The organism is Phycisphaeraceae bacterium (assembly GCA_019454185.1).
Lineage (GTDB): Bacteria > Planctomycetota > Phycisphaerae > Phycisphaerales > UBA1924 > JAHBWV01.
In genome coordinates this window covers 192,769-211,702 of sequence record CP075368.1, presented here as the reverse complement: position 1 = coordinate 211,702, position 18,934 = coordinate 192,769, and the positions used below count along the sequence as shown (strand labels likewise).

Annotated in this window: 20 protein-coding genes; 6 read left to right on the top strand and 14 right to left on the bottom strand. The window is 65.0% G+C overall.

Features of this window, described 5'->3' with window-relative positions:
* Positions 1 to 105 precede the first annotated feature (105 nt).
* From KF838_00820 to KF838_00810, 3 genes are all read left to right on the top strand, one after another.
* Positions 106 to 645 (top strand): hypothetical protein, encoded by a 540-nt coding sequence (locus KF838_00820; GenBank protein QYK48410.1) that lies wholly within the window; start codon positions 106 to 108, stop codon positions 643 to 645.
* Positions 646 to 1,027: 382 nt separating this feature from the next.
* On the top strand, positions 1,028 to 1,318 hold the full coding sequence (locus tag KF838_00815; protein ID QYK48409.1) for a hypothetical protein: 291 nt from the start codon (positions 1,028 to 1,030) through the stop codon (positions 1,316 to 1,318).
* 314 nt (positions 1,319 to 1,632) lie between these two features.
* A complete protein-coding gene (locus tag KF838_00810; GenBank protein QYK48408.1) occupies positions 1,633 to 2,772 on the top strand; it encodes a hypothetical protein in 1,140 nt (379 codons plus the stop codon).
* A gap of 74 nt (positions 2,773 to 2,846) precedes the next feature.
* Here KF838_00810 and KF838_00805 read toward each other — a convergent pair whose 3' ends face one another.
* The 14 genes from KF838_00805 to KF838_00740 all read right to left on the bottom strand — a co-directional run bounded on the left by KF838_00805 (position 2,847) and on the right by KF838_00740 (position 16,252).
* Entirely contained in the window at positions 2,847 to 3,278 is a 432-nt protein-coding gene (locus KF838_00805; GenBank protein QYK48407.1) for an acyl-CoA thioesterase, read from the bottom strand.
* Positions 3,279 to 3,310: 32 nt separating this feature from the next.
* The gene (locus KF838_00800) at positions 3,311 to 4,954 is read right to left on the bottom strand and encodes a hypothetical protein (GenBank protein QYK48406.1); all 1,644 of its coding nucleotides are present in this window, start codon (positions 4,952 to 4,954) and stop codon (positions 3,311 to 3,313) included.
* 195 nt (positions 4,955 to 5,149) lie between these two features.
* A complete protein-coding gene (locus KF838_00795; GenBank protein QYK48405.1) occupies positions 5,150 to 5,971 on the bottom strand; it encodes a DUF1963 domain-containing protein in 822 nt (273 codons plus the stop codon).
* A gap of 61 nt (positions 5,972 to 6,032) precedes the next feature.
* Positions 6,033 to 8,885 (bottom strand): aconitate hydratase AcnA, encoded by a 2,853-nt coding sequence (gene acnA / locus KF838_00790; GenBank protein QYK48404.1) that lies wholly within the window; start codon positions 8,883 to 8,885, stop codon positions 6,033 to 6,035.
* Between the two features lie 296 nt (positions 8,886 to 9,181).
* The gene (locus KF838_00785) at positions 9,182 to 9,526 is read right to left on the bottom strand and encodes a hypothetical protein (protein ID QYK48403.1); all 345 of its coding nucleotides are present in this window, start codon (positions 9,524 to 9,526) and stop codon (positions 9,182 to 9,184) included.
* Complete coding sequence (locus tag KF838_00780; GenBank protein QYK48402.1) at positions 9,526 to 10,494, bottom strand: LysR family transcriptional regulator; 969 nt, start codon at positions 10,492 to 10,494, stop codon at positions 9,526 to 9,528. Before KF838_00780 ends, KF838_00785 begins: the two co-directional genes overlap by 1 nt.
* Before the next feature lie 167 nt (positions 10,495 to 10,661).
* Entirely contained in the window at positions 10,662 to 11,360 is a 699-nt protein-coding gene (locus KF838_00775) for an O-methyltransferase (GenBank protein ID QYK48401.1), read from the bottom strand.
* Positions 11,357 to 12,166, bottom strand: a complete 810-nt coding sequence (locus tag KF838_00770; GenBank protein QYK48400.1) for an SDR family oxidoreductase — start codon at positions 12,164 to 12,166, stop codon at positions 11,357 to 11,359. The genes KF838_00775 and KF838_00770 overlap by 4 nt, the downstream gene beginning before the upstream one ends.
* A gap of 33 nt (positions 12,167 to 12,199) precedes the next feature.
* The gene (locus KF838_00765; GenBank protein ID QYK48399.1) at positions 12,200 to 12,763 is read right to left on the bottom strand and encodes a hypothetical protein; all 564 of its coding nucleotides are present in this window, start codon (positions 12,761 to 12,763) and stop codon (positions 12,200 to 12,202) included.
* 48 nt (positions 12,764 to 12,811) lie between these two features.
* Entirely contained in the window at positions 12,812 to 13,381 is a 570-nt protein-coding gene (locus KF838_00760; protein ID QYK48398.1) for a YeeE/YedE family protein, read from the bottom strand.
* Positions 13,374 to 13,949: a YeeE/YedE family protein gene (locus KF838_00755; GenBank protein QYK48397.1), complete on the bottom strand. Its 576-nt coding sequence runs from the start codon at positions 13,947 to 13,949 to the stop codon at positions 13,374 to 13,376. The genes KF838_00760 and KF838_00755 overlap by 8 nt, the downstream gene beginning before the upstream one ends.
* A gap of 74 nt (positions 13,950 to 14,023) precedes the next feature.
* Positions 14,024 to 14,905: an RNA polymerase sigma factor gene (locus KF838_00750; protein QYK48396.1), complete on the bottom strand. Its 882-nt coding sequence runs from the start codon at positions 14,903 to 14,905 to the stop codon at positions 14,024 to 14,026.
* Positions 14,906 to 15,035: 130 nt separating this feature from the next.
* Positions 15,036 to 15,602, bottom strand: coding sequence for a hypothetical protein (locus KF838_00745; protein QYK48395.1), 567 nt, complete (start codon positions 15,600 to 15,602; stop codon positions 15,036 to 15,038).
* Positions 15,599 to 16,252, bottom strand: a complete 654-nt coding sequence (locus tag KF838_00740; GenBank protein QYK48394.1) for an RNA polymerase sigma factor — start codon at positions 16,250 to 16,252, stop codon at positions 15,599 to 15,601. The genes KF838_00745 and KF838_00740 overlap by 4 nt, the downstream gene beginning before the upstream one ends.
* Before the next feature lie 123 nt (positions 16,253 to 16,375).
* On the opposite strand from KF838_00740, the gene KF838_00735 reads away from it, so the two are divergent.
* The 3 genes from KF838_00735 to queF all read left to right on the top strand — a co-directional run bounded on the left by KF838_00735 (position 16,376) and on the right by queF (position 18,906).
* The gene (locus KF838_00735; protein ID QYK48393.1) at positions 16,376 to 17,275 is read left to right on the top strand and encodes a deoxyribonuclease IV; all 900 of its coding nucleotides are present in this window, start codon (positions 16,376 to 16,378) and stop codon (positions 17,273 to 17,275) included.
* 203 nt (positions 17,276 to 17,478) lie between these two features.
* Positions 17,479 to 18,510, top strand: coding sequence for a tetratricopeptide repeat protein (locus tag KF838_00730; protein QYK48392.1), 1,032 nt, complete (start codon positions 17,479 to 17,481; stop codon positions 18,508 to 18,510).
* Positions 18,511 to 18,516: 6 nt separating this feature from the next.
* A complete protein-coding gene (gene queF / locus KF838_00725; GenBank protein QYK48391.1) occupies positions 18,517 to 18,906 on the top strand; it encodes a preQ(1) synthase in 390 nt (129 codons plus the stop codon).
* Positions 18,907 to 18,934 lie beyond the last annotated feature (28 nt).

Genomic DNA, 18,934 nt, shown 5'->3' with positions numbered 1-18,934 from the left:
GAGGGAGGGCGTTCCTGATCGGACACGCAACGAAGGCACTCAACGCGGATCGAAGACTCGCCTGGGCGAGGGGCCGCAGAGCACGCGGAGGAAAAGGAGCAGGATTTGAACGCGAAGGGCACGAAGATCGCGAAGGAGAAGCAACGCGTGCCCCTCGCGATGCCGTGCGGATGTGGATACCGTCCGGAACCGATCAGGGAGACGCTCGCCGTGGCAATTGTTCACTACATAAGGCAACGGCGGTTTGCCACGGTGCTCCCCGGTGAACCGCGCCTCACACCCTTTGATTGGCCCCAAGACGACGAGGGGATATGGGAGCGCGTGAGCGGCGAACTCGTCGAACTGGACGGAGTACCCCACGCCCTGTTCCGTCACGCAGGGGTGCTGTACCTGCGCATCGGCACATCCGACTTTGAGTTGGACGAACTGGCACAATCGAGTCTCGTTGTCGAGGACGACTACCTCCGCCTTCGGATTGAGTGTGCGGCGGGCACGTTCGTCATCAAAGAGCCATTCCCGGCACACCTTCGCAACAACCCGCTTCTTGATCACTTGCAAAGTGAGTCCAACTTGTGGACATACAGCGTCCACTCGGTCCTCTCTGAACCGAACGGTCGACAGTCATTCTGGACGGCGGAGCGATGAACCCCTTCATTGCACGCCCCCATGGCTGTCCTTTCGCTGCGAAGTGGGCGTACGCGGAACACGGATCCTACCTTGAATCACCATGGCCCATATGGACTCCACGCACGCCGCCTTCTTGACACACATCACGCGGATTGCCCAGTGGTGTGCGACGCCAGATCACGGGCTGTTCTCGTCAACGCTTGTCGAGAACGAGGAAGCTGAAAGTCTCTCGCGATGCCTTGGGACGTGGCCCCCTCCCGAGTCCGATGCCAATGACATTTGGTCTCATCTCGAACAGCTGTCCCGTCGAATCGGTGCCAGGCGCGCGGACGCCTTGCCGGTGACCTCAGCAGGTGACAGACCTTCCCGCGGCAGGATACTCCTGTTTGATCCTCGCCTCGTGCTCTTTGACCAGATGGCTGCCCAGTCGGCAGTCATCAATGACGACGATGTGCCTGCATGGGAGTTGTGGGTGAACGTGTTACGTCCGCATTCCCCTCGCCTGCTCGACGCGGGTGCACCGCACGTCGAGCCCCCAATCGGCGGAGTCGTGTGCTGGGTTCCGGAGTCACTCGTCGACGAAGCGCAGCGTGGCGTGGAGGTCGTCGCGGCAGACTCCTTGCAGTGGATTTCTGACCTGTGCGCTCCCGCCGATACAGCCCATCGACTGCAGGCTCTCTTCGGGCGTTGACGGCCCTCCACAATCGCCCCTCTCCCGGTGCCGTTACTCACTCCTTCCGGCGCGCGTAACCAACTGCCAAACAACAACTTCCATCAATTTAGCCCGATACCAAACAAAACCCATTGACATGAGCTGGGCTATAGCGTACATTCACCGTACCAATGGTCGCACACACCGCGACAACCCCCGTCTCATGTGCCACTGGTTGCTTGCCAACCAGTGCCCCGCATGCTCCAACTTCTCCTTCACGCTCCGCCCCTTCATCGCTTCCTCCGTGGTCCTCAGTGGCCCTCAGTGGTGAACCTCTTTCCCCCTCTTCCCCATTGCACTCTCCCGACCCCCTCCCCGGCGGCCACTTCCCCTCCATCCCCGCCCACCTCCATAGCCGCATCCTCTCCGCCCTCTGCGACCCCGCCTCCTCGCTGATCACCGTCGCGCGCGACTTCCGCATCGCCGTCGACGTCCTCGCCATCTGGCTCACCGAGCCCGAGACCCGCGAGAAGATGCTCGCCATCGAAAAAGGCGGCTACGCCCACACCCGCATGGCCGCCTCCGTCTGTCTCGCCTCAACCGTCAACGTCCTCCACACCATCATCCAGGACTACACGGAGGCCCACGCCCACGCGCGCCAGCTCCGTGCCCGGCACGAGCATCTTGGGCCCCGCGCCTCCCGCTACGACCCGCTCCCGCCCTCCGAGTACCACCAGCACCCCCACAGCGCCTTCCTGCCCGGCGAAGCGATCCTCGGCGACACCTCGCTGAATGCCCAGCGTCTCGAACTCCGCCGCGCCGAAGGTGTCCGCCGCGCATCCCTCCACCTCTACCGCCTCTCCCGCATCGTCCCCGTCGACGACTCCAAGCTCGCCCTCGCACATGCCCACTCCGTTCGGGTGCCACAAGTTGCTCGGGTGCCACTGGATGTCGGGGTGCCACTGGTTCCCGCCGAGCCCAGCGAGGCGGAACCAGTGCTCCAGGCCGAGGCATCCGACTCAAACCGAGCCGCGAGCGTCAGCGAGCGGATCTCCTCTCCTGGTGGCACCGCCGTGGGGGGCCAGAGCGGTGATTCTGCCTCTTCTTCCTCTTCTCCTTCTTCCTCCGACTCCCCACTCTCAAGCCAGCCGGTTCACCCGGCTGGCGCTCTCCCCGACCTACCCCCCGCATCGGCCCTCAAGGCCGATGCGGCCTCCCCCCGGGTGGCATGCTTGCACGAAGTGCAGGCATACTCCGACGATCTCTCGACATCTGCCCCAACAGACTTCCCCCATGGCTGCTCCGTGGGGGGAGCAGCCATGCCACCCGATCAACTCAACTCTTCGCCTTCCCCCTCTTCCCCTTTGCCACTCTGTCCCTCTTTCCCCTGTTCCCCTTCCAACTCTGCGTCCTCCGCGGCCCTCCGCGTTGAGACGCCTCCTCCGAGAACATCCCGCGCCCCGCCGTGCGAATCCCGCCTCGGCCGGCACTGAACCTCGTCTCACATCCACATTCCCACACCCAACACCACCAACAGGTGGCGTGGCCACGTTCCATCACGCGCGCCCTACACACCCGTTGCCATGAACGCCTCGATCGCGCGCCGGAGGTCGGCGGGGATGGGGGCCTTGGCATTGGCCGTGTAGTCGTAGGTGACGATGGTGCTGGTGCCGAGGGCGGCAACTTGGTCAAGCGCCGCGCTGATGATCTCGTGGTCGAGCGTGAAGCGGTCGGCCTCGATAGAGGTGACGCGTGCGGTAATGGTGACGGTGTCGGGGAAGACGATGGGGCGGCGGAAGCGGCACTGGACGTGCTGGAGGATGACGCCGATGCCGCGGGGCTGGCGGATGTCGGTCATGCCGCAGCGACGCATGAACTCAACGCGTGCGCACTCGAGGTAGCGGAAGTAGACGACGTTGTTGACGTGGCCGAGTGCATCCATCTCGCCCCAGGCGACGGGGAGGGAGATGGAGATGGGGGAAGGTGGATTTGAACGCATGAAGGGAGACTCCGTTGAAGAACCTACGCCGCTCAGGCAATGCCGAGCCGGTCCCCCTGCTGCTCCATGATCTGCTGAGCAACCTGCGTCACGCCGTATCCGGCAGGTACTCGGACCAAGGGGATGTCGCGTTGTTTACATGCAAAGGTCACGTCGTCAACGTGCTGGTGACCCACAAGCCGAATCAGAACAAGCACGAGTGCGGTGCCTGGGCGCTCGACGGCGCTCACGAGGGGCTGGCTGGATCCGTGCTCGGATGTTGTCGCCCACTCGCACTCTGCGAGTTCAAAGGCAGCCTCGATCCGGCTCCTGCTGTACTCGCGTTCCTCACCACCGACGATCACGACACGCTTGCCGCGCAGGGCGTCGCGGACGCGCAGCGTCTCGGACGACATGGGCCGCGTGATATGTCCCGTGTCCTTTTGGTCGCGCGTTCGGTACTTCTGGGCAGAGTCCAGGGCGATGTCGAGGGTCTGAGAGATGTCGAGGTCTTCCGGCAGGAGGTCCATAATCGGGAGCAGGATCTCACGGAGCGGCACGCTCGTCGCGGGCTCGATCCTTCCGAGACGCTCGACAGTGTCCGAGATGGTTCGCCAGTCGGACTCCGTGCCGCCGCTCTGCCCCGCCTTGCGGACCTGCTTCGCGTGATAATCGACCTTCTTTCTCAGCTTCTCGGATTCTCGCTCGCGCTCAACGACACGGGTAAAGGGGCTGCACGCCGCGGCGATTCGTGCGGCAAGATCGGCGTGGTTCGACGGTTCGGCCCGATCGGACTCTCGCATGTATCGTCGAATGAAGACCCGCTCGTGCTCAGTGACGACGCGAAGCCAGCGAAAGGCAAGGTCTTGATCTGTGTCGTCGGCGGTGAGCAGGTCGGCATCCTCGACAGCCCGACGCAGCGCGGACTGTGCCTCGGCAAGAAGATGCATCAGCTCTTCAAAGCGCGGTCGATCGGCCGCCTTGTCGATCGCGACGTGGAGTCCCTCTGCAATGGCCGCAACGTTGTCGAACGAAGCGGCGAGAACCTTGAGTGTTGTTGGCTCACAGGTCGCATCGGCATCATCCATCCAGAGATCGCAGGAGAGAAGGGAGACCGCCTGTGTTTTGCAGCGACCCAGTTCCTGTTCACTGCCCTCGTTCCGCTCGTTGATTCCGACAATTGCCCGGCACGCCGCCGCTTTGATTCGACAACGCCTCGCGATGAGCGTCAGGTCCGGCAGGTCGCGGGCACCCCAGCCAGCGGTTTGCGGAATTGCCGGAACTGGCTCGGCCCGCTGAGTGCTGCGCCTCGCCGCTTGAATCTCGTCCACGCTACCCGAAACGAAGACGGGCAGTTGTGCGTCCCCGATCCTGAGCGGAACGGTTTCGGTCAATGTTCTGAGGGTTCGGGACGAATCGATCGGCCCGGGCGTTTGCTCTCCGACCGGATCGACACGCGGCTCACTCAGGGCGGTAGTGCCGTCGGTTGCCGGGACGTGGGCAACAGACGGACTGACGCTCGCTTGGGCATCCGCGCCATGGGAAGGGGCTGGCGCGTCGGTCGGCGGGTTCTCAGCCAAGCGTGTGAGCCAGTGCCCGATCGTGCGAACGATGGTGCGGGCTTCCGGAGAGACATCGCACGCACGCTTGATGACGCGAGTGAGCGATTCGACGAGTTCGTGTTCGTGATCTGGCATGTAACATCACTCCCGCAGTGCTCAGGTTATGCGGCTGCCGCGGATCGAGTCTCAATCAATGGCAAGGCCACGTGCGATCCGTCGCACCCCTGCGGGGTGCGGGTTGTGGGCGGGGGCGTTCCGGGGGTTGCGCTCGGTCGCCACAGGCGACCTCGCTTACCCCCGGCTGTCAACTCTTGGCCCTGCGGGCCATGTCTAACAGCACTCGATGACGTGCTGAACGTTGCTGAAGTCCTGCGAACGGAGGGCGGAACGCTCGATGAAGAGGTAGAGCATGCCTGCGTCGCCCCACATCCAACCCGCCTTGCGATCGCTGTCGAGTTGCAGCAGGAGGACCCAGTTGTCGGCGTTCAGTCGTGCCCGCTCGCGGGCCTTCGCTGCCCGCCTGGATCGGGACGACGGAGAGATGCCTCGCAGTCGCTCCTCACACATCGCCTGCCGCTGGAGATGGGTTGTTTGAAGCGGAGTGGAGTAACCGAGCATCTGGTGGTTCACGCGGGGCCGGATGTCCTGCAGCAGTGCCTCGTACCGCGCCTCCGTCTCATGGTCCAGAGGCAGAGTGCTCGGGACAGGAAAGGAGAGTGCCGGCGAGCATCGAAGGGTACAGCGCCGAAAGTGGCGCAAGCCCCGCGGGAATACGCCCGGCACCTCACGCGGGTTACGGCTCTCGCGCTCGATAAGCGGCGTGGACTCCCTCTTGTGGTATCGCACACAGAGGTACTCTTGGGAATGACCGAAGCTCGGCTCCTCCGCCTCTCTTGCGGCGTCGAGCCAGACTTGAAGAATGCCTTTCTCTGGCAAAGAACGAGGGGCGTCCGTGGTCGGAACCTCGGAGAGGTAGATCGTTGCAAGGAGGGAGAGAGGGCCGTCGCGACCGAGAGGGATGGAAGACGACCGGGGCGCAGCCGCGGGACCGCCGAGGAAGGATCGTGTGGCGTCAGAGGATCGGGGCGAGGCGTGAGAGAGCCGGACCGACTTGCTCGCGGTTGACTCGATCCGATCTCTCAGACTTTCCAATCCATGCGTTGCGTAGAAGTTCGTGGGCATCGGGATCCCGTACTGGCGGAGCGGCGACCGATCACACCATCGCCGGCTTGTTGCTCTCGTTCAACAGGCGGCGGAGGACGGTCTGGAGGACGCCGCCGTTGCGGTAGTACTCGGCCTCGACGGGGGTGTCGATGCGGCAGCGGGCGGTGAACTGGATCTTGCCCCCGTCGGCGCGGGTCGCGGTGATAGGCACCTCGCAGCGCGGCTCGACGAGTCCTTCGGCATTCACGGGCAGATTGATGTCGAAGGTCTCCGCGCCGGTGAGGCCGTGCGAGGAGGCGGACTCGCCCTCCATGAAGCAGAGGGGGAGGACGCCCATGCCGACGAGGTTGGAGCGGTGGATGCGCTCGAAGGATTCGGAGATCACGGCGCGGACGCCGAGGAGCAGCGTGCCCTTGGCCGCCCAGTCGCGCGAGGAGCCCATGCCGTAGTCCTTGCCGGCGAGGACGATGAGCGGCGTGCCCTCGGCCTTGTAGTTGAGGGAGGCGTTGTAGATCCAGTCGATCTTGCCATTCGCGACGCCGCCGCCCTTGGCGCTCATGTCGCGGGTCCAGCCGCCTTCTTTGGGCTTGCCGGAGCCATCGGCGGTGAGCTTGTTCTTGACGCGGACGTTGGCGAAGGTGCCGCGGGTCATGACGCGGTCGTTGCCGCGGCGTGCGCCGTAGGAGTTGAACTCGGGCTTGGGTATCCCCAGCGACTTCAGGTAGTCACCGGCGGGCGAGGCCTCGGCGATGTCGCCGGCGGGGGAGATGTGGTCGGTGGTGACGGAGTCGCCGACGTAGACGAGGACCTTCGCGCCCTTGATGGGCTTGGGGGGCGTGGGCTGGGCGGTGAGGGTCTCGAAGAAGGGCGGGTTCTGGATGTAGGAGCTGGAGGCCTTCCAGGTGTAGAGGTCGCTCTTGGAGACGGGGACCTGGTTCCACTGGGGATTGCCGGTGAAGACGTTGGCGTATTGCGAGCGGAACTGCTCGGGCGTGACGCACATGGCCTTCAGGTCCTGGACTTCCTTGTGGGTGGGCCAGATGTCCTTGAGGTAGACGGGCTTGCCGTCCTTGCTGGTGCCGAGGGGCTCGGTGGCGAGGTCGATGGCGACGGAGCCCGCGATGGCGTAGGCGACGACGAGGGGCGGGCTGGCGAGGTAGTTGGCCTTGACGTTGGAGTGGACGCGGCCCTCGAAGTTGCGGTTGCCGGAGAGGACCGAGGCGACGACGACGTCGCCCTGCTTGATCGCGGCTTCGATCTCGGTGGGAAGGGGGCCGGAGTTTCCGATGCACGTCGTGCAGCCATAGCCGACGGTGTGGAAGCCGAGGGCTTCGAGGTCCTCGGTGAGGTTGGCACGGTTGTAGTACTCCGTGACGACCTTGGAGCCGGGGGCGAGCGAGGTCTTGACCCAGGGCTTGCGCGTGAGACCGAGGGCGCGGGCCTTGCGCGCGACGAGGCCCGCTGCGATCATGACGTCGGGGTTGCTCGTGTTCGTGCAGGAGGTGATGGCGGCGATGACGACGTCGCCGTGGTGCAGGTTGAAGGACTTGCCATCCATGGTGACGGGGACGCCGGTGCAGCCCGCGTCGGCATCGGGCACGGCGGTGGTGTTGACGGGCTTGCCGGCGGTGTTGCCACCTTCGGCAGCCCAGCGGCCGATGTTCACGCTCTCCGCCGGGGCCTTCTTGCCGAAGGAGTCGGTGAGTTCCTTGTTCCAGGAGGTCTTGACGTCCTTCAGGAGGACGCGGTCCTGCGGGCGCTTGGGGCCTGCGAGGGAGGGCTGAACGGTGGAGAGGTCGAGCTCCATCACGTCGGTGAACTCGGGCTCGGGAGAGCCGGGCGTCCAGAACATGCCGTTGGCCTTGCAGTAGGCCTCGACGAGGGCGACGGTCTCTTCGCTGCGCCCGGTGAAGCGGAGGTAGTCGACGGTGACCTTGTCGATGGGGAAGAAGCCCATCGTCGCGCCGTACTCCGGCGCCATGTTGGCGATGGTGGCGCGATCGGGGACGGAGAGGGCGGCGATGCCATCGCCGAAGAACTCGACGAACTTGTCGACGACGCCCTTCTTTCTGAGGATCTGCGTGACGGTGAGGACGAGGTCGGTGGCGGTTGCGCCCTCGGGGAGCTTGCCCTTCAAGCGGAAGCCGATGACCTCGGGCGTCAGCATGTAGATGGGCTGGCCGAGCATGACGGCCTCGGCCTCGATGCCGCCGACGCCCCAGCCGACGACGCCGAGCCCGTTCTCCATGGTGGTGTGGCTGTCGGTGCCGACGCAGGAGTCGGGGAAGGCGACGGTGTCGGCACCATCCTTCTTGGTGAGCACGCCCTTGGCGAGATACTCAAGGTTGACCTGGTGGACGATGCCGGTCGCGGGCGGGACGACACTGAAGTTGCTGAGGGACTGCTGGCCCCACTTCAGGAACTCGTAGCGCTCGTTGTTGCGCTCGAACTCCTTCTGCGAGTTGATGGTGAGCGCGACCTTCGAGGCGAAGGCGTCGACCTGCACGGAGTGGTCGATGACGAGGTCGCACTGGACGAGGGGGTTGATGGCCTTCGGGTCGCCGCCGAGTTTCTTCACGGCGTCGCGCATCGCGGCGAGGTCAACCACGCACGGCACGCCGGTGAAGTCCTGGAGGACGACGCGGCCGGGCATGAAGGGGATTTCTTCTTTGGCGGGGCTCTTGGCGTTCCAGTTGGCCATGCCGCTGACGTCGTCGGCCGTGACCACGAACCCGTCGAGATTGCGGAGCATGGACTCCAGCAGGACCTTGATGGAGTAAGGAAGCTTGTCGACGTGGCCGATGCCGGCCTTCTTAAGGGCGTCGAGCGAGAAGTATGTGTAGGTGCCGTGGGCGGTCTTGAGGGTCTGGCGGGCCTTGAAGGGGTCGGGGCGGGTGGCCATGGGAGGTCTCCTGGGTCGGTTCGGTTCGTTCAGCACCCAATCATGGCGTGCGATTGGGTATGAATCCAATCGATGCGAGTGACAGGTTCGATAGATTCTTGTGATGAAACAAGGATTCAACGCGGATCGAAGACTCGCCTGGGCGAGGGGCCGCGGAGGACGCGGAGAGGAAGAGGATTCACCACGGAGGGCCACCGAGGGCCACGGAGGAAGACGTGGTGGAAGAGGCGGAGGAGCCGGAAGAAGAGGACTCAACGCGGAGGGCCGCGGAGATCGCGGAGAGAGGAGTGGGAAGGTCAGAATCGAGGCGAGTATGGGGTGCCGGGCGGGAACTTGGGGCGCACGCCCTCTGTGTACTCAGGCCCGAGCGTCTCTGATGAGCCGTTCATCTTCGCAAGGATCTTGAAGACCTCGAGCCACTCGACCTTGTTGTCCTCTTCGAGTGTGCGCCACGTGACCTCGAAGCACACGCGCCACTCCGGCCAATCGTGGCCTTCCGCTCTGATTACCGCAGCGAGTGCCTTTTGCTCGCGGTCCACTATCTCGAATCCATATTCCATGCGCTCAGCAGGCGTCATCGCTCGGAGACGCTCGAAGCGTTCTTCCTCGGTCTCGACGCGTTCGATGATCGGCTCGCTCATCAGTGCAGTCTACCACGTGACTCGCGAGGTGCGCCTTGTGGACGCGCGGACTTGCCCACGCGGGCGAGGAGTTCTTTTTCGAAGGCCTCTGCGGCGGGGCTGCGGGCGCGGTCGCGTCGGCGGATCAGGGCGAGGGAGCGTGAGAGGCGTCCGTCGCGGCAGCCGAATCCCGCATGGTTGTCGAGCGCGAAGCGGCTGACGAGGGCGATGCCGATGCCCGCATCGACCATCGACTTGATGGATTCGATCGATCGGAGTTCCATGATGACGTTGAGCGTGACGCCGGCGGCGGAGGCGGCGCGATCGACGACGGCCCGCACGGCGGTGCCGGCCTCGAAGGCGACGAAGGGCTCTCCGGCGAGGTCGTTCCAGCGGAACTCCCCGGCCGGGACGTTGCGCTTTCTCGGCGTGGTCGGCCTCGAGAGCTTCGGGGCGAGGCGGTGGCCGGGTGGGACGATGAGGCGGAGCTCGTCTTCGACGAGCGGCACGCGGACGAGCCCGTCGGCATCGGGGATGGCGACGGGGAGGGTGACGATGCCGAGATCGAGTTCGCCGGAGAGGACGGCCTTGGCGACGTCGGTTGAGCCGCCCTCGCGGACGAAGAAACGGAGTCCCGGGTGGGACTTTCGCAGGGCGGAGACGACGGGGGGGAGGAGGTAGGCGACGGCGGTTGCGCCGCCGCCGATGCGGATGCTGCCTCGTTCGAGGCCCATGACCTCGCGGACGGCACGGGTGGCGGTGTCGGATGCACGCAGGGCCTCTTCTGCGTGTGTGAGGAAGGCGCGTCCGGCATCGGTGAGTTCGACGCCTTTGCCGGTGCGATGGAGGAGGGGTGCGCCGACCTCGGATTCGAGGCGCTGGATGGATGCGGAGAGGGCGGGCTGGGTGACGCCGAGTGAGATCGCAGCGCGGGTGATGTGCCCTGCGCGGGCGATGGCGACGAAGTAGCGGAGGGGCGTGAGCTCCACAGGGAGAGGATACGGGCGGGAGAGACGGAAGGACTCGCCGGGGCGAGTGGCACGCAGAGCACTGGCTGACGAGCAGCCAGTGGCAAGGGAAGGACACCGCTCTGGAGAGCGGTGCCACCCAAGCAAGCATCGAAGTCGCCCCCCACTCGACTTCGATGGAACGGATGTCAGATCTTGACGGCTATCAGCACGCCGTTGCCGACGGGGACGAGGGTGGAGCGGAAGCGGGGATCGGCGGCGAGGGCGCGGTTGACGAGGTCCATCTGATCGGGCTGCTCGCCGTGTGGGATGGGGTCGGCGGTCCAACGCCCGGCGGCGAGGGCGTTGTCGATGGCGAGGATGCCGCCTCGCCGGAGGAGGGCGTGCGCGGTGTCGAGCATGGTGAGGTACTCGCTGCGCTGGGCATCGAAGAAGATGAGATCGGCGGCATCATGCCCGAGTTCGCGGAGCAGCACGGGGAGGACCTCCACGCCCTTGCCCTGGCGGATGGTGATAGAGGAGCCGAGGTTGGCGGCGTCGATCTCCTGCTGCGCGAATGCGGCGTGGTTGGCGGAGGCCTCGATGGTGATGATGCGCCCTTCGCGCGGGCTGCGAGCGGTCAGGCCGGGGGCGAGTCCTCTTGCGAGCCAGATCGCGGAGTATCCGGCGAGTGTGCCGACCTCGATGATGAGCTTGGCGTTGAGGGAGGTGGCGAGGACCTGGAGGAAGCGGCCGGTTTCGGGGCCGGCATCGATCGGGGGCATGCCCGCGGCGACCGCGCGTTCCATGATGCCGGCGTGGCGGGCGTCGGTCTTGGCGAAGACATCGCGGATGTAGGCGGCGGTGCGGTCCCAGCGCTGCTGGGTCATTTCGATCGAGTCGCTCATGGATAGTCCTGACGTGTGGGCCGGAGCATGATGTCGTTGATGTGGACCGCGGGGGGTTGTTGTGCGATGAAGGAGACGGTGCGGGCGACATCTTCGGGCTTCAGGACGGGGCCGATGCGGTCCCAGACGCCCTTGAGCCACGCGTCGTCGTAGCCGGCGACACCCTGGAACTCTGAGACGACGAAGCCGGGCTCGATGAGGGAGACGCGGATGCCCTTCGGGCCGATCTCGCGGCGGACACCCTCGACCATGCCGTGGACGTTGAACTTGGTGCCGCCGTACATGGAGGAGAAGGGCGAGACGTGGCGGCCGACGGTGGAGCCGAGGACGATGATGTCGCGGGCGCGGTCGAGAAGGGCTTCGCCTTGTTTGCCCTCTTGTTCTTTCAGGAGTCGCTGGCCCGAAGCGCGGATGAGTTTCGCGGCGGCGAGGATGTTCGTCCGGATCATCTCGTCCCACTGGGAGATGTCGGAGGTGATGACGGTGCCGCCGAGGCCGCGCCCTGCGTTGATGACGATGAGGTCAGCCTCGCGCGTGCCGCCCCCGAACGTGGTGCGGGCGGTGTCGAGCATGGCGGCGATGGTGGAATCTTCCGCGGCATCGCCGGGGGCGATGGCGACGCGTGAGCCGAGGGACTTGGCGAGTTGTTCAAGCTTCTCGGCGCGACGGGCGTTGATTACGATGGAGGCACCGTGGGCGTGCAGGTCGCGGGCGATGGCCTCGCCGATGCCGGCGGAGGCGCCTGTCACGATTGCGATGCGGCCGCTGAGACTTCCGCTGTGATTTCCGGCTGGGGTTCGGCTCATGCCGCAAGCGTAGAAGCAATCTGCGTGAGGCGCTCAGCTCTCACGCTTTGCGATTTCCAGCCCATCGCGGATAGCCCGGCACAGCTCAGCATCGGTTCGATCGAGTGGCCGGACGATCTCTCCGGTCGATGCCGGCACAAAGTCGCAATGGCCCTTCTCTCTTCGGTACGGCGTGATCGTGAGCGATTTCTGTCGGCAAATGCTCACGGCATACGCACTTCGCTGGAACGCACTCCAAGACTTCACGCCTGCCGCGTGCGGAAGAGCGTTGTTTGTCTGGCGGGTATCAACATTGAGATTGCCGCGGCTTCTGGCAAGGTGCTCTCGAACAACCGGCGCTAGCTCATCATCCGAGCACGTGGCGGTCAGCACCGAAACTGGTCCTTCATGCAACCAAACGCCGCTTTCGGCCTGGCTCTCTGTCACGATGTAGAGCTTGTCGGCCCTCAGGAACACCCCAACCGTGCGCTTCGGATCATGCAGCCATTCAAGTCGGTTCTGAACTCGCCAAGGCTCGCCCTCCAGGTGTTGCTTCAGCATGTAGAGCCGGACGTTTGGCGGAACCGGGAATGGATCGGGCGCTTTCTTCTTGCTCACGGCGGCAGCGTAGCGGAAGACGCTACTCGTTCGCAAGGCCTTGCACGCTCAGGCTGGTGCGGTCCGACGCCCGATCCGCTCCAGCACCACGAACAGCCCGATGGCGAAGACAGCGAGGACCGCGATCAGGAGCCACGGCGAGACGTGCAGGACGTCAGCAAACGTGACCTTGCCGAAGTTGGCGATGGGGTCCAGTCGCGCGGAGATCCACGGGAATGCCTCGGCGTACGCCGAGGCTCCGAAGAGCATGCCGATCACACCGGCGCCTGCATCGCGGCTGCCCGATCCGAGCGCAGCGAGCGCGGTCCCGGGGCAGTAGCCAAGAACGACCATGCCGACGCCGAAGATCGCGCCGCCGATGCCGTTCATCGCGAGGGCTGCGCCCTTGACCTGGAGCCCTTCGATCATCCCGGCCTGCTTCATGCCCCAGATGCCGATCGCGCCGACGACGATCGCGGTGAGCATGGTCTTGAGGACGGTGAAGTCCTTGAACCTGAACTGGTTCACGATGACGTTGTAACGCGTCACGCCTCCCTTGTGCAGCAGGAAGCCGAACACAAGCCCCGTGATGATGCCCATTAGCAGCGTCTTCGGATCCGCAATCGCATGGTCAAACATGGGAAGCCCCCTTCGTGGCGGTGCGCCCGCCGAGACCGAACATGAGTGCGGCGGCGACGACGCCGGAGATGAACATGCTGACGAAGAACGTCCATGAGGAGACGGCCAGTTGCAGGCCGCCGGAGATGCCGTGGCCGGAGGTGCAGCCGCCGGCCATGCGTGCGCCGAACATGAGGATGAAGCCGCCGATGAGGGCCGCGGCGTATCGCTTGGCTCGCGAGGGTCCGAAACGCTCGGCCCACACGCCGGGCACCGCGCGGCCCTGGAAGTCCCTCGCGAGCCACGCAGCGAGGAATGCGCCTGCGATGAGGGCGATGTCGAGCGCCATCTGCCAGTCGAGGATGGGCTTGAAGCCGCCTCCCTTGGCCCCGTACTCCTTGACGAAGTAGGCGTTGGCCTCGGCGTGCTCGGGCGCGACGCTGCCGATGAGGCATTGTGCGGCACCTACGAAGGAGGTGCTCGTTCCGAGGGCCTTGTTCATGAAGTAGAAGGTCGCCCACGACAGGACGCCGATTCCGGCACCGACCGCGTATGGGGACCACCGGGAGACTTGCAGGAGATTCGGCATGGGTACTCCAATCAGGGGCCGCGGAAGCAGCACCCGATGTTGAGAGACCCCGGCCGAGCGGTCGGTTCCCGGATTCAGCGGCTTCGTGCGGGCTTGCGTGACGGTGGGGCTTTCGCGGGGCTTGCGGCGATGGCTCTCAGACGATTCTGGAGCGATGTGGAGATCGCTCCGGTTGAAAGAGCCGCACAGACGTTCTGCGTGAGATCGAGTTCTGCGAAGACGGCGCGGCAGCGTTCGCAAACGACGGACTGTCCGATCGGGAAGCCGCGGCCCGCGTCCATGGCGTCGAGTTTGGCCCGGAGGAGATCGAAGCAGACCTGCTTCTCGTAGATCGGCGCGGGGGCTTTCCGTTGCGGCACCCGGGTCATGAGTTTGGCGCGGAGGAGGAGTCGTGCGCGGTGGACGCGTGTCTTGACGGTCTGGGGCTTGATGCCGAGCGCGGCGGCGACATCGGTGGTATCGAGTTCAAGGATGTCTTTGAGGACGATCGCGAGACGGAACTCATCGGGGAGTGAAGCGATGGCGTGCTCCATCGCGGTGATCGCCTCTCGCTTTGCGGGGATGTCATCGATGGTTGAGGGCTTTGCGAGCGTGAGATCGGCGACGGTCGCGTCCTTGAAGGGGGCCAAGTCGGTCAGGGATCGCGGTGCGCGCCCTGATCGGCGGGACTTCTTTCTCCACAGTCGCACGGCGATGGTGTAGAGCCATGTGCCGGGGTCACTCTCTCCTCGGAAGGTCCCCCACTTTCGGAATGCTTGTGCGAAGGTCTCTTGCACGAGGTCTTCGGCCTCGTGTCGAGATCGCGTGAGACGCAGGGCGAGCCCCATGATGCGATCACCGTGCGACTTGACGAGTTGCGGGATTGCCTCGGATGCGTCCTGCGGCAGTCGCGTCTGCGTGCCGGACGATTCGGGACTGTTCTGCTTCTGATGTTGGGCGGTATCGGTGTGCTCCACGTTCCCAGCATACGTCGAGACTGTTACTCCGCCCAGGCGCCAAACGCCCACGCCGCGCCGGGTGTGAAGCCGGGAGAGACGAGGGCGGATGGTGGTTTGAGTGTGAGGACCGCGGAGCGGCGGTGTGGGATCAGTTGCCGTCGGCGGAATTCTTGCCCGCGCCTGCGGGCACGAAGGTTGCCGCGGCTCCGCCATCGACGGGTTGCACATGGATGACGCGTCCATCCTGCGTGCGCCACTCGCCGCCGGTGATGGCTGCACCAGCGGGCAGATTCTCGACGTTGATCGTGGCCTGCTTGTGCGCGCCCTCGGTCTCGATCGTCATGACGCCCTGGACCGGTACGCGGCTTCCGTCTTCGAGTTCGACGTAGCCGGTGAACCGCTGGGTGATGATGTTCGTGGCGACGGCGCCGATCGCCGAGCCCGCGAGCAGGAGCAGGATTCCGCCCGCCCAGATGTGACGCTTCGACAATCCTCTGCCAGTGCTTCCAGCCATGATGGCCTCCTCGATTCGATGGTTCCGATCCGACGGGTTCGGGCCGGGCCATTCCCGATCCATGAGAACCCTCATCGCACGCGCGATGTGATCTTCAGAGTCACGGGCGGGGACGTGCGCCGCTGCCCCACCGACCTTGCTGCTCGCGTCTCTCTCGGGCGATTGCGTGGCGGGGCGTGTGTTGTGGTTGGTCTTGTTCATCGCGCACCCTCCGTTTCGTGTGTGCCCGCTTCGAGCATCCGGGCCATCGCGGCCCGTGCTCGTGACATGCGACTCTTGACGGTTCCCGGCTTTGTCCCCAGCACACGGGCGATCTGTTCGACGTCGAGCCCTTCGAAGTAATGAAGGGCGAGCACGGCCTGATGCTCGACGCTGAGCGACTTGAGCGCGAGGCCGATGTCTTCTGCGGTCTCCTGGTCGGCGTGCTCCGAGGGCAGGCGTTTGTTCCACGCGACGCTTCGTTCGCGGTGGCGGCGGCGCCGATCTCGGAGCAGATTCCGGTTGGTCTCGTTGGTCGCGATCCGGAGGAGCCAGTGGCGGAACGAGAGGCCCTGGTCTCGGTACTTTGAGATGTTGTTCATGGCGCGGATGAACGTCTCTGCGGCGATGTCCTGCGAGGCGTGCGGGTCGCCGATGCGCCGGAAGATGTGGGCGAGGATCGGCGCGTAGTGCGCGAGGTAGAGGGGTGCGAAGGCCCGGCGATCGGTCCTTGCACGCTCGATCAGGAGCGATTCTTCGAGCGGCGTGGGCGAGGCGAGGGCGTTCTCGGCTGGGGCGATCTGTGCGGGGCTTTCGGCGGTCGGCGTCTTGGAGTCCACATCGCTCGCTCCGATCCGCATCGAGATGGCCATGCCGTCGCTCACGCCCATATGAACCCTGCCGAACGCCCTTGGGTTCCCATCATCCACGCCTTTCGCTGCGATTGCTTGCGCAGCGCGTCTGGCGCATCCTGGCTACCCCCATACACTCGTCTCATGTTCGGATCCCACCTGTCTATCGCCGGCTCGATGGTCAACGCCTTGCACGAGGCGGAGAAGCTTGGGCTGGAGACCGTGCAGGTGTTCACCAAGAACCAGCAGCAATGGAAGGCCAAGCCGCTGGATCCGGCGATGGTGGCGGAGTGGAAGGGGGAGGTGAAGCGGCTGGGGTGGGGCGACCGGATCGTGTCGCACGCGAGCTATCTCATCAATCTCGCGAGCGCGAACGAGGAACTCTGGGAGAAGTCCGTCAACCTGATGCTGGATGAGATCGAGCGGTGCGAGACGCTTGGGATCCGATACCTCGTCCATCACCCCGGCGCGGCAGTCGGCCAGACGCGTGAGGAGGGGCTGGCACGCATCGCGAAGGCGTACAAGGTGCTGTTCAAGCAGACAAAGGGATACACGACGGTTTCGTGCCTTGAGAACACGGCGGGTGCGGGGACCACGCTGGGGCGCACGTTCGAGGAGCTTGGGGGGCTGCGGCGGATGATTCTGGATGGCACGGGGTGCACGCCGGAGCGGATCGGGTTCTGCATTGATACGTGCCATGCGCACGCCGCGGGGTATGACATTTCAGAGCGATCCGGCGGCGCGGCGATGCTGGACGCGTTGAACGGTGCGTGCGGGCTGGAGCATGTGCGTGTGATGCATATGAACGACTCGCAGGCGCCGGCGGGGTCCAACAAGGACAGGCACGCGCACATCGGCGAGGGGACGATCGGCGGCGGGACGACGCCGAAGCGGCTGGCATCGAGCGGGTTCGCGTCCGTGCTGGAGTGTGAGCGGTTCGCGACGATCCCGAAGATCATGGAGACGCCGAAAGAGGATGCGGAGGATGGGACGCCGATGGACGCGGTGAACCTCGGCCGGCTCAGGAAACTGGCCGCGGGGTGAGGATCGGGGCTGCCTGTGGGCTGATCCCGGCGAACGATCGGCGTCCTCCCGGCGTATCTGGCTTCACTGGGTGGGGTTGAGGTGCCGATAACATCAGTGTCTGGTCTTTGTATCTGGCCATGTGGAGGGTGAGGAAGTCGTTTGGCAGCGGCCCGAGGTGTGGGTTCGCGTGTTCTTGTGGTGCTTTGCGTGAAGGTTGGCACATGTCGAATACCCATCGTGGCGTCTCTGTGGTTGCTCTTGTCGGACTGGTGTCGCTCGCGGCGGTCGTTGGCGGGTGCTCGTCTTCTGGCGGGGGTTCGGGAAGCGAGCGGCAGCGGCCGCGGGTGTCGCGCGATCAGGAGGTGATCGACGTCGCGGCGATCGAGTCTGTGACGCGGGCGGAGATGCTGAAGGCCGAGGGCGATCTGAACGCCGCGCTCGCCGAGTTTGAGCGTGCGATCGAGGTGAACCCTCGGTTGACGGTGGCGTATCTCGGGGCGGGGGATATCTACAGGGAGCGTGGCGACTATCCGGAGGCGGAGCGCCGGTACGCTCAGGCGGCGCGGACGGAGCCCCAGAACTTTGATGCGCAGTACAAGCACGGGCTGACGCTGCAGCTTCTGAATCGCGTGACCGAGGCGGTTCGGGCGTACCTGAGGGCTCTTGCGATCCGGCCCGAGGACTTTGAGGCCAATCTGAATCTCGCGACGGCGTACTTGCAGTTGCAGGAGCCGGGGCAGGCGTTGCCTTATGCGCAGCGGGCGGTGCGGTTGAATCCGTCGTCGGGGCCGGCGCGTGTGAATCTGGGGTCGGTGTATGCCGCGATGAACCGCCATTCAGAGGCGGTGACGGAGTACCTGCAGGCGGCTGAGCACATGACGCTGTCGGCGGAGTTGCTGCTGAATCTCGCGGATTCGTACGGGAAGACCGAGCGGTACGCGGAGATGCTGGCGACGCTGGAGCAACTGGTCGCGAGGAATCCGTCGGCGATCGCGTATGAGCGTCTGGGCTTTGCGCGATTCCGGATCAAGGAGTACGACGCGGCTCTGGCGTCTTTCCAGAGTTCGCTGGCGATCGACCCGAATCACTATCCGGCGTTGAACGGGGTGGGCGTGTGCATGCTGAACCGGTATGTCTGGAGCGATCGTCGCGACCGGGCGGCTCTGGACGAGGCGATGCGGGCGTTGAAGCGGTCTCTGCAGATTCAGCCCAATCAGCCCCGGATCGTGGAGCTTGTGACGCGCTACGGTTAACGCCGTATGACGCAGAATGAGCAGTTCGCACTTCTTGAGGCCTTTCCGACGCCCTCCGAGCGGCCCTTCGTGGTCGAGCACGTGGCGGAGGAGTTCACGTCTTTGTGCCCGGTCACGGGCCATCCGGACTTCGGGTCGGTGACGGTGAGGTTCGTGCCTCGTGAGCCCGGTTCGGGCGGCACGTGCGTGGAACTGAAGTCGCTGAAGATGTACCTTCAGGCGTTCCGGAACCAGGGGATCTACTACGAGCAGGTGACGAACCGGATTCGTGACGACCTGGCCCGACTGATGAACCCCGCGTGGCTTGTCGTGAGGACGGACTGGCGCGGGCGCGGGGGCATTCGGTCGACGGTTCGCGCGATCCACGGGGATGTCCCCTCGCACTGGCTTCAGTGATTCAGCACGTCCTTTCACCCTTCACGGA

What these genes read in the sequence shown, in the direction of transcription:
- KF838_00805 (QYK48407.1), bottom strand. Translation starts at nt 3,278, where the DNA reads ATGCGTTCAAATCCACCTTCCCCCATCTCCATCTCCCTCCCCGTCGCC.
- KF838_00800 (QYK48406.1), bottom strand. Translation starts at nt 4,954, where the DNA reads ATGCCAGATCACGAACACGAACTCGTCGAATCGCTCACTCGCGTCATC.
- acnA (QYK48404.1), bottom strand. Translation starts at nt 8,885, where the DNA reads ATGGCCACCCGCCCCGACCCCTTCAAGGCCCGCCAGACCCTCAAGACC.
- KF838_00785 (QYK48403.1), bottom strand. Translation starts at nt 9,526, where the DNA reads ATGAGCGAGCCGATCATCGAACGCGTCGAGACCGAGGAAGAACGCTTC.
- KF838_00775 (QYK48401.1), bottom strand. Translation starts at nt 11,360, where the DNA reads ATGAGCGACTCGATCGAAATGACCCAGCAGCGCTGGGACCGCACCGCC.
- KF838_00770 (QYK48400.1), bottom strand. Translation starts at nt 12,166, where the DNA reads ATGAGCCGAACCCCAGCCGGAAATCACAGCGGAAGTCTCAGCGGCCGC.
- KF838_00760 (QYK48398.1), bottom strand. Translation starts at nt 13,381, where the DNA reads ATGTTTGACCATGCGATTGCGGATCCGAAGACGCTGCTAATGGGCATC.
- KF838_00755 (QYK48397.1), bottom strand. Translation starts at nt 13,949, where the DNA reads ATGCCGAATCTCCTGCAAGTCTCCCGGTGGTCCCCATACGCGGTCGGT.
- KF838_00745 (QYK48395.1), bottom strand. Translation starts at nt 15,602, where the DNA reads ATGAACAAGACCAACCACAACACACGCCCCGCCACGCAATCGCCCGAG.
- KF838_00740 (QYK48394.1), bottom strand. Translation starts at nt 16,252, where the DNA reads ATGGCCATCTCGATGCGGATCGGAGCGAGCGATGTGGACTCCAAGACG.
- KF838_00735 (QYK48393.1), top strand. Translation starts at nt 16,376, where the DNA reads ATGTTCGGATCCCACCTGTCTATCGCCGGCTCGATGGTCAACGCCTTG.
- KF838_00730 (QYK48392.1), top strand. Translation starts at nt 17,479, where the DNA reads ATGTCGAATACCCATCGTGGCGTCTCTGTGGTTGCTCTTGTCGGACTG.
- queF (QYK48391.1), top strand. Translation starts at nt 18,517, where the DNA reads ATGACGCAGAATGAGCAGTTCGCACTTCTTGAGGCCTTTCCGACGCCC.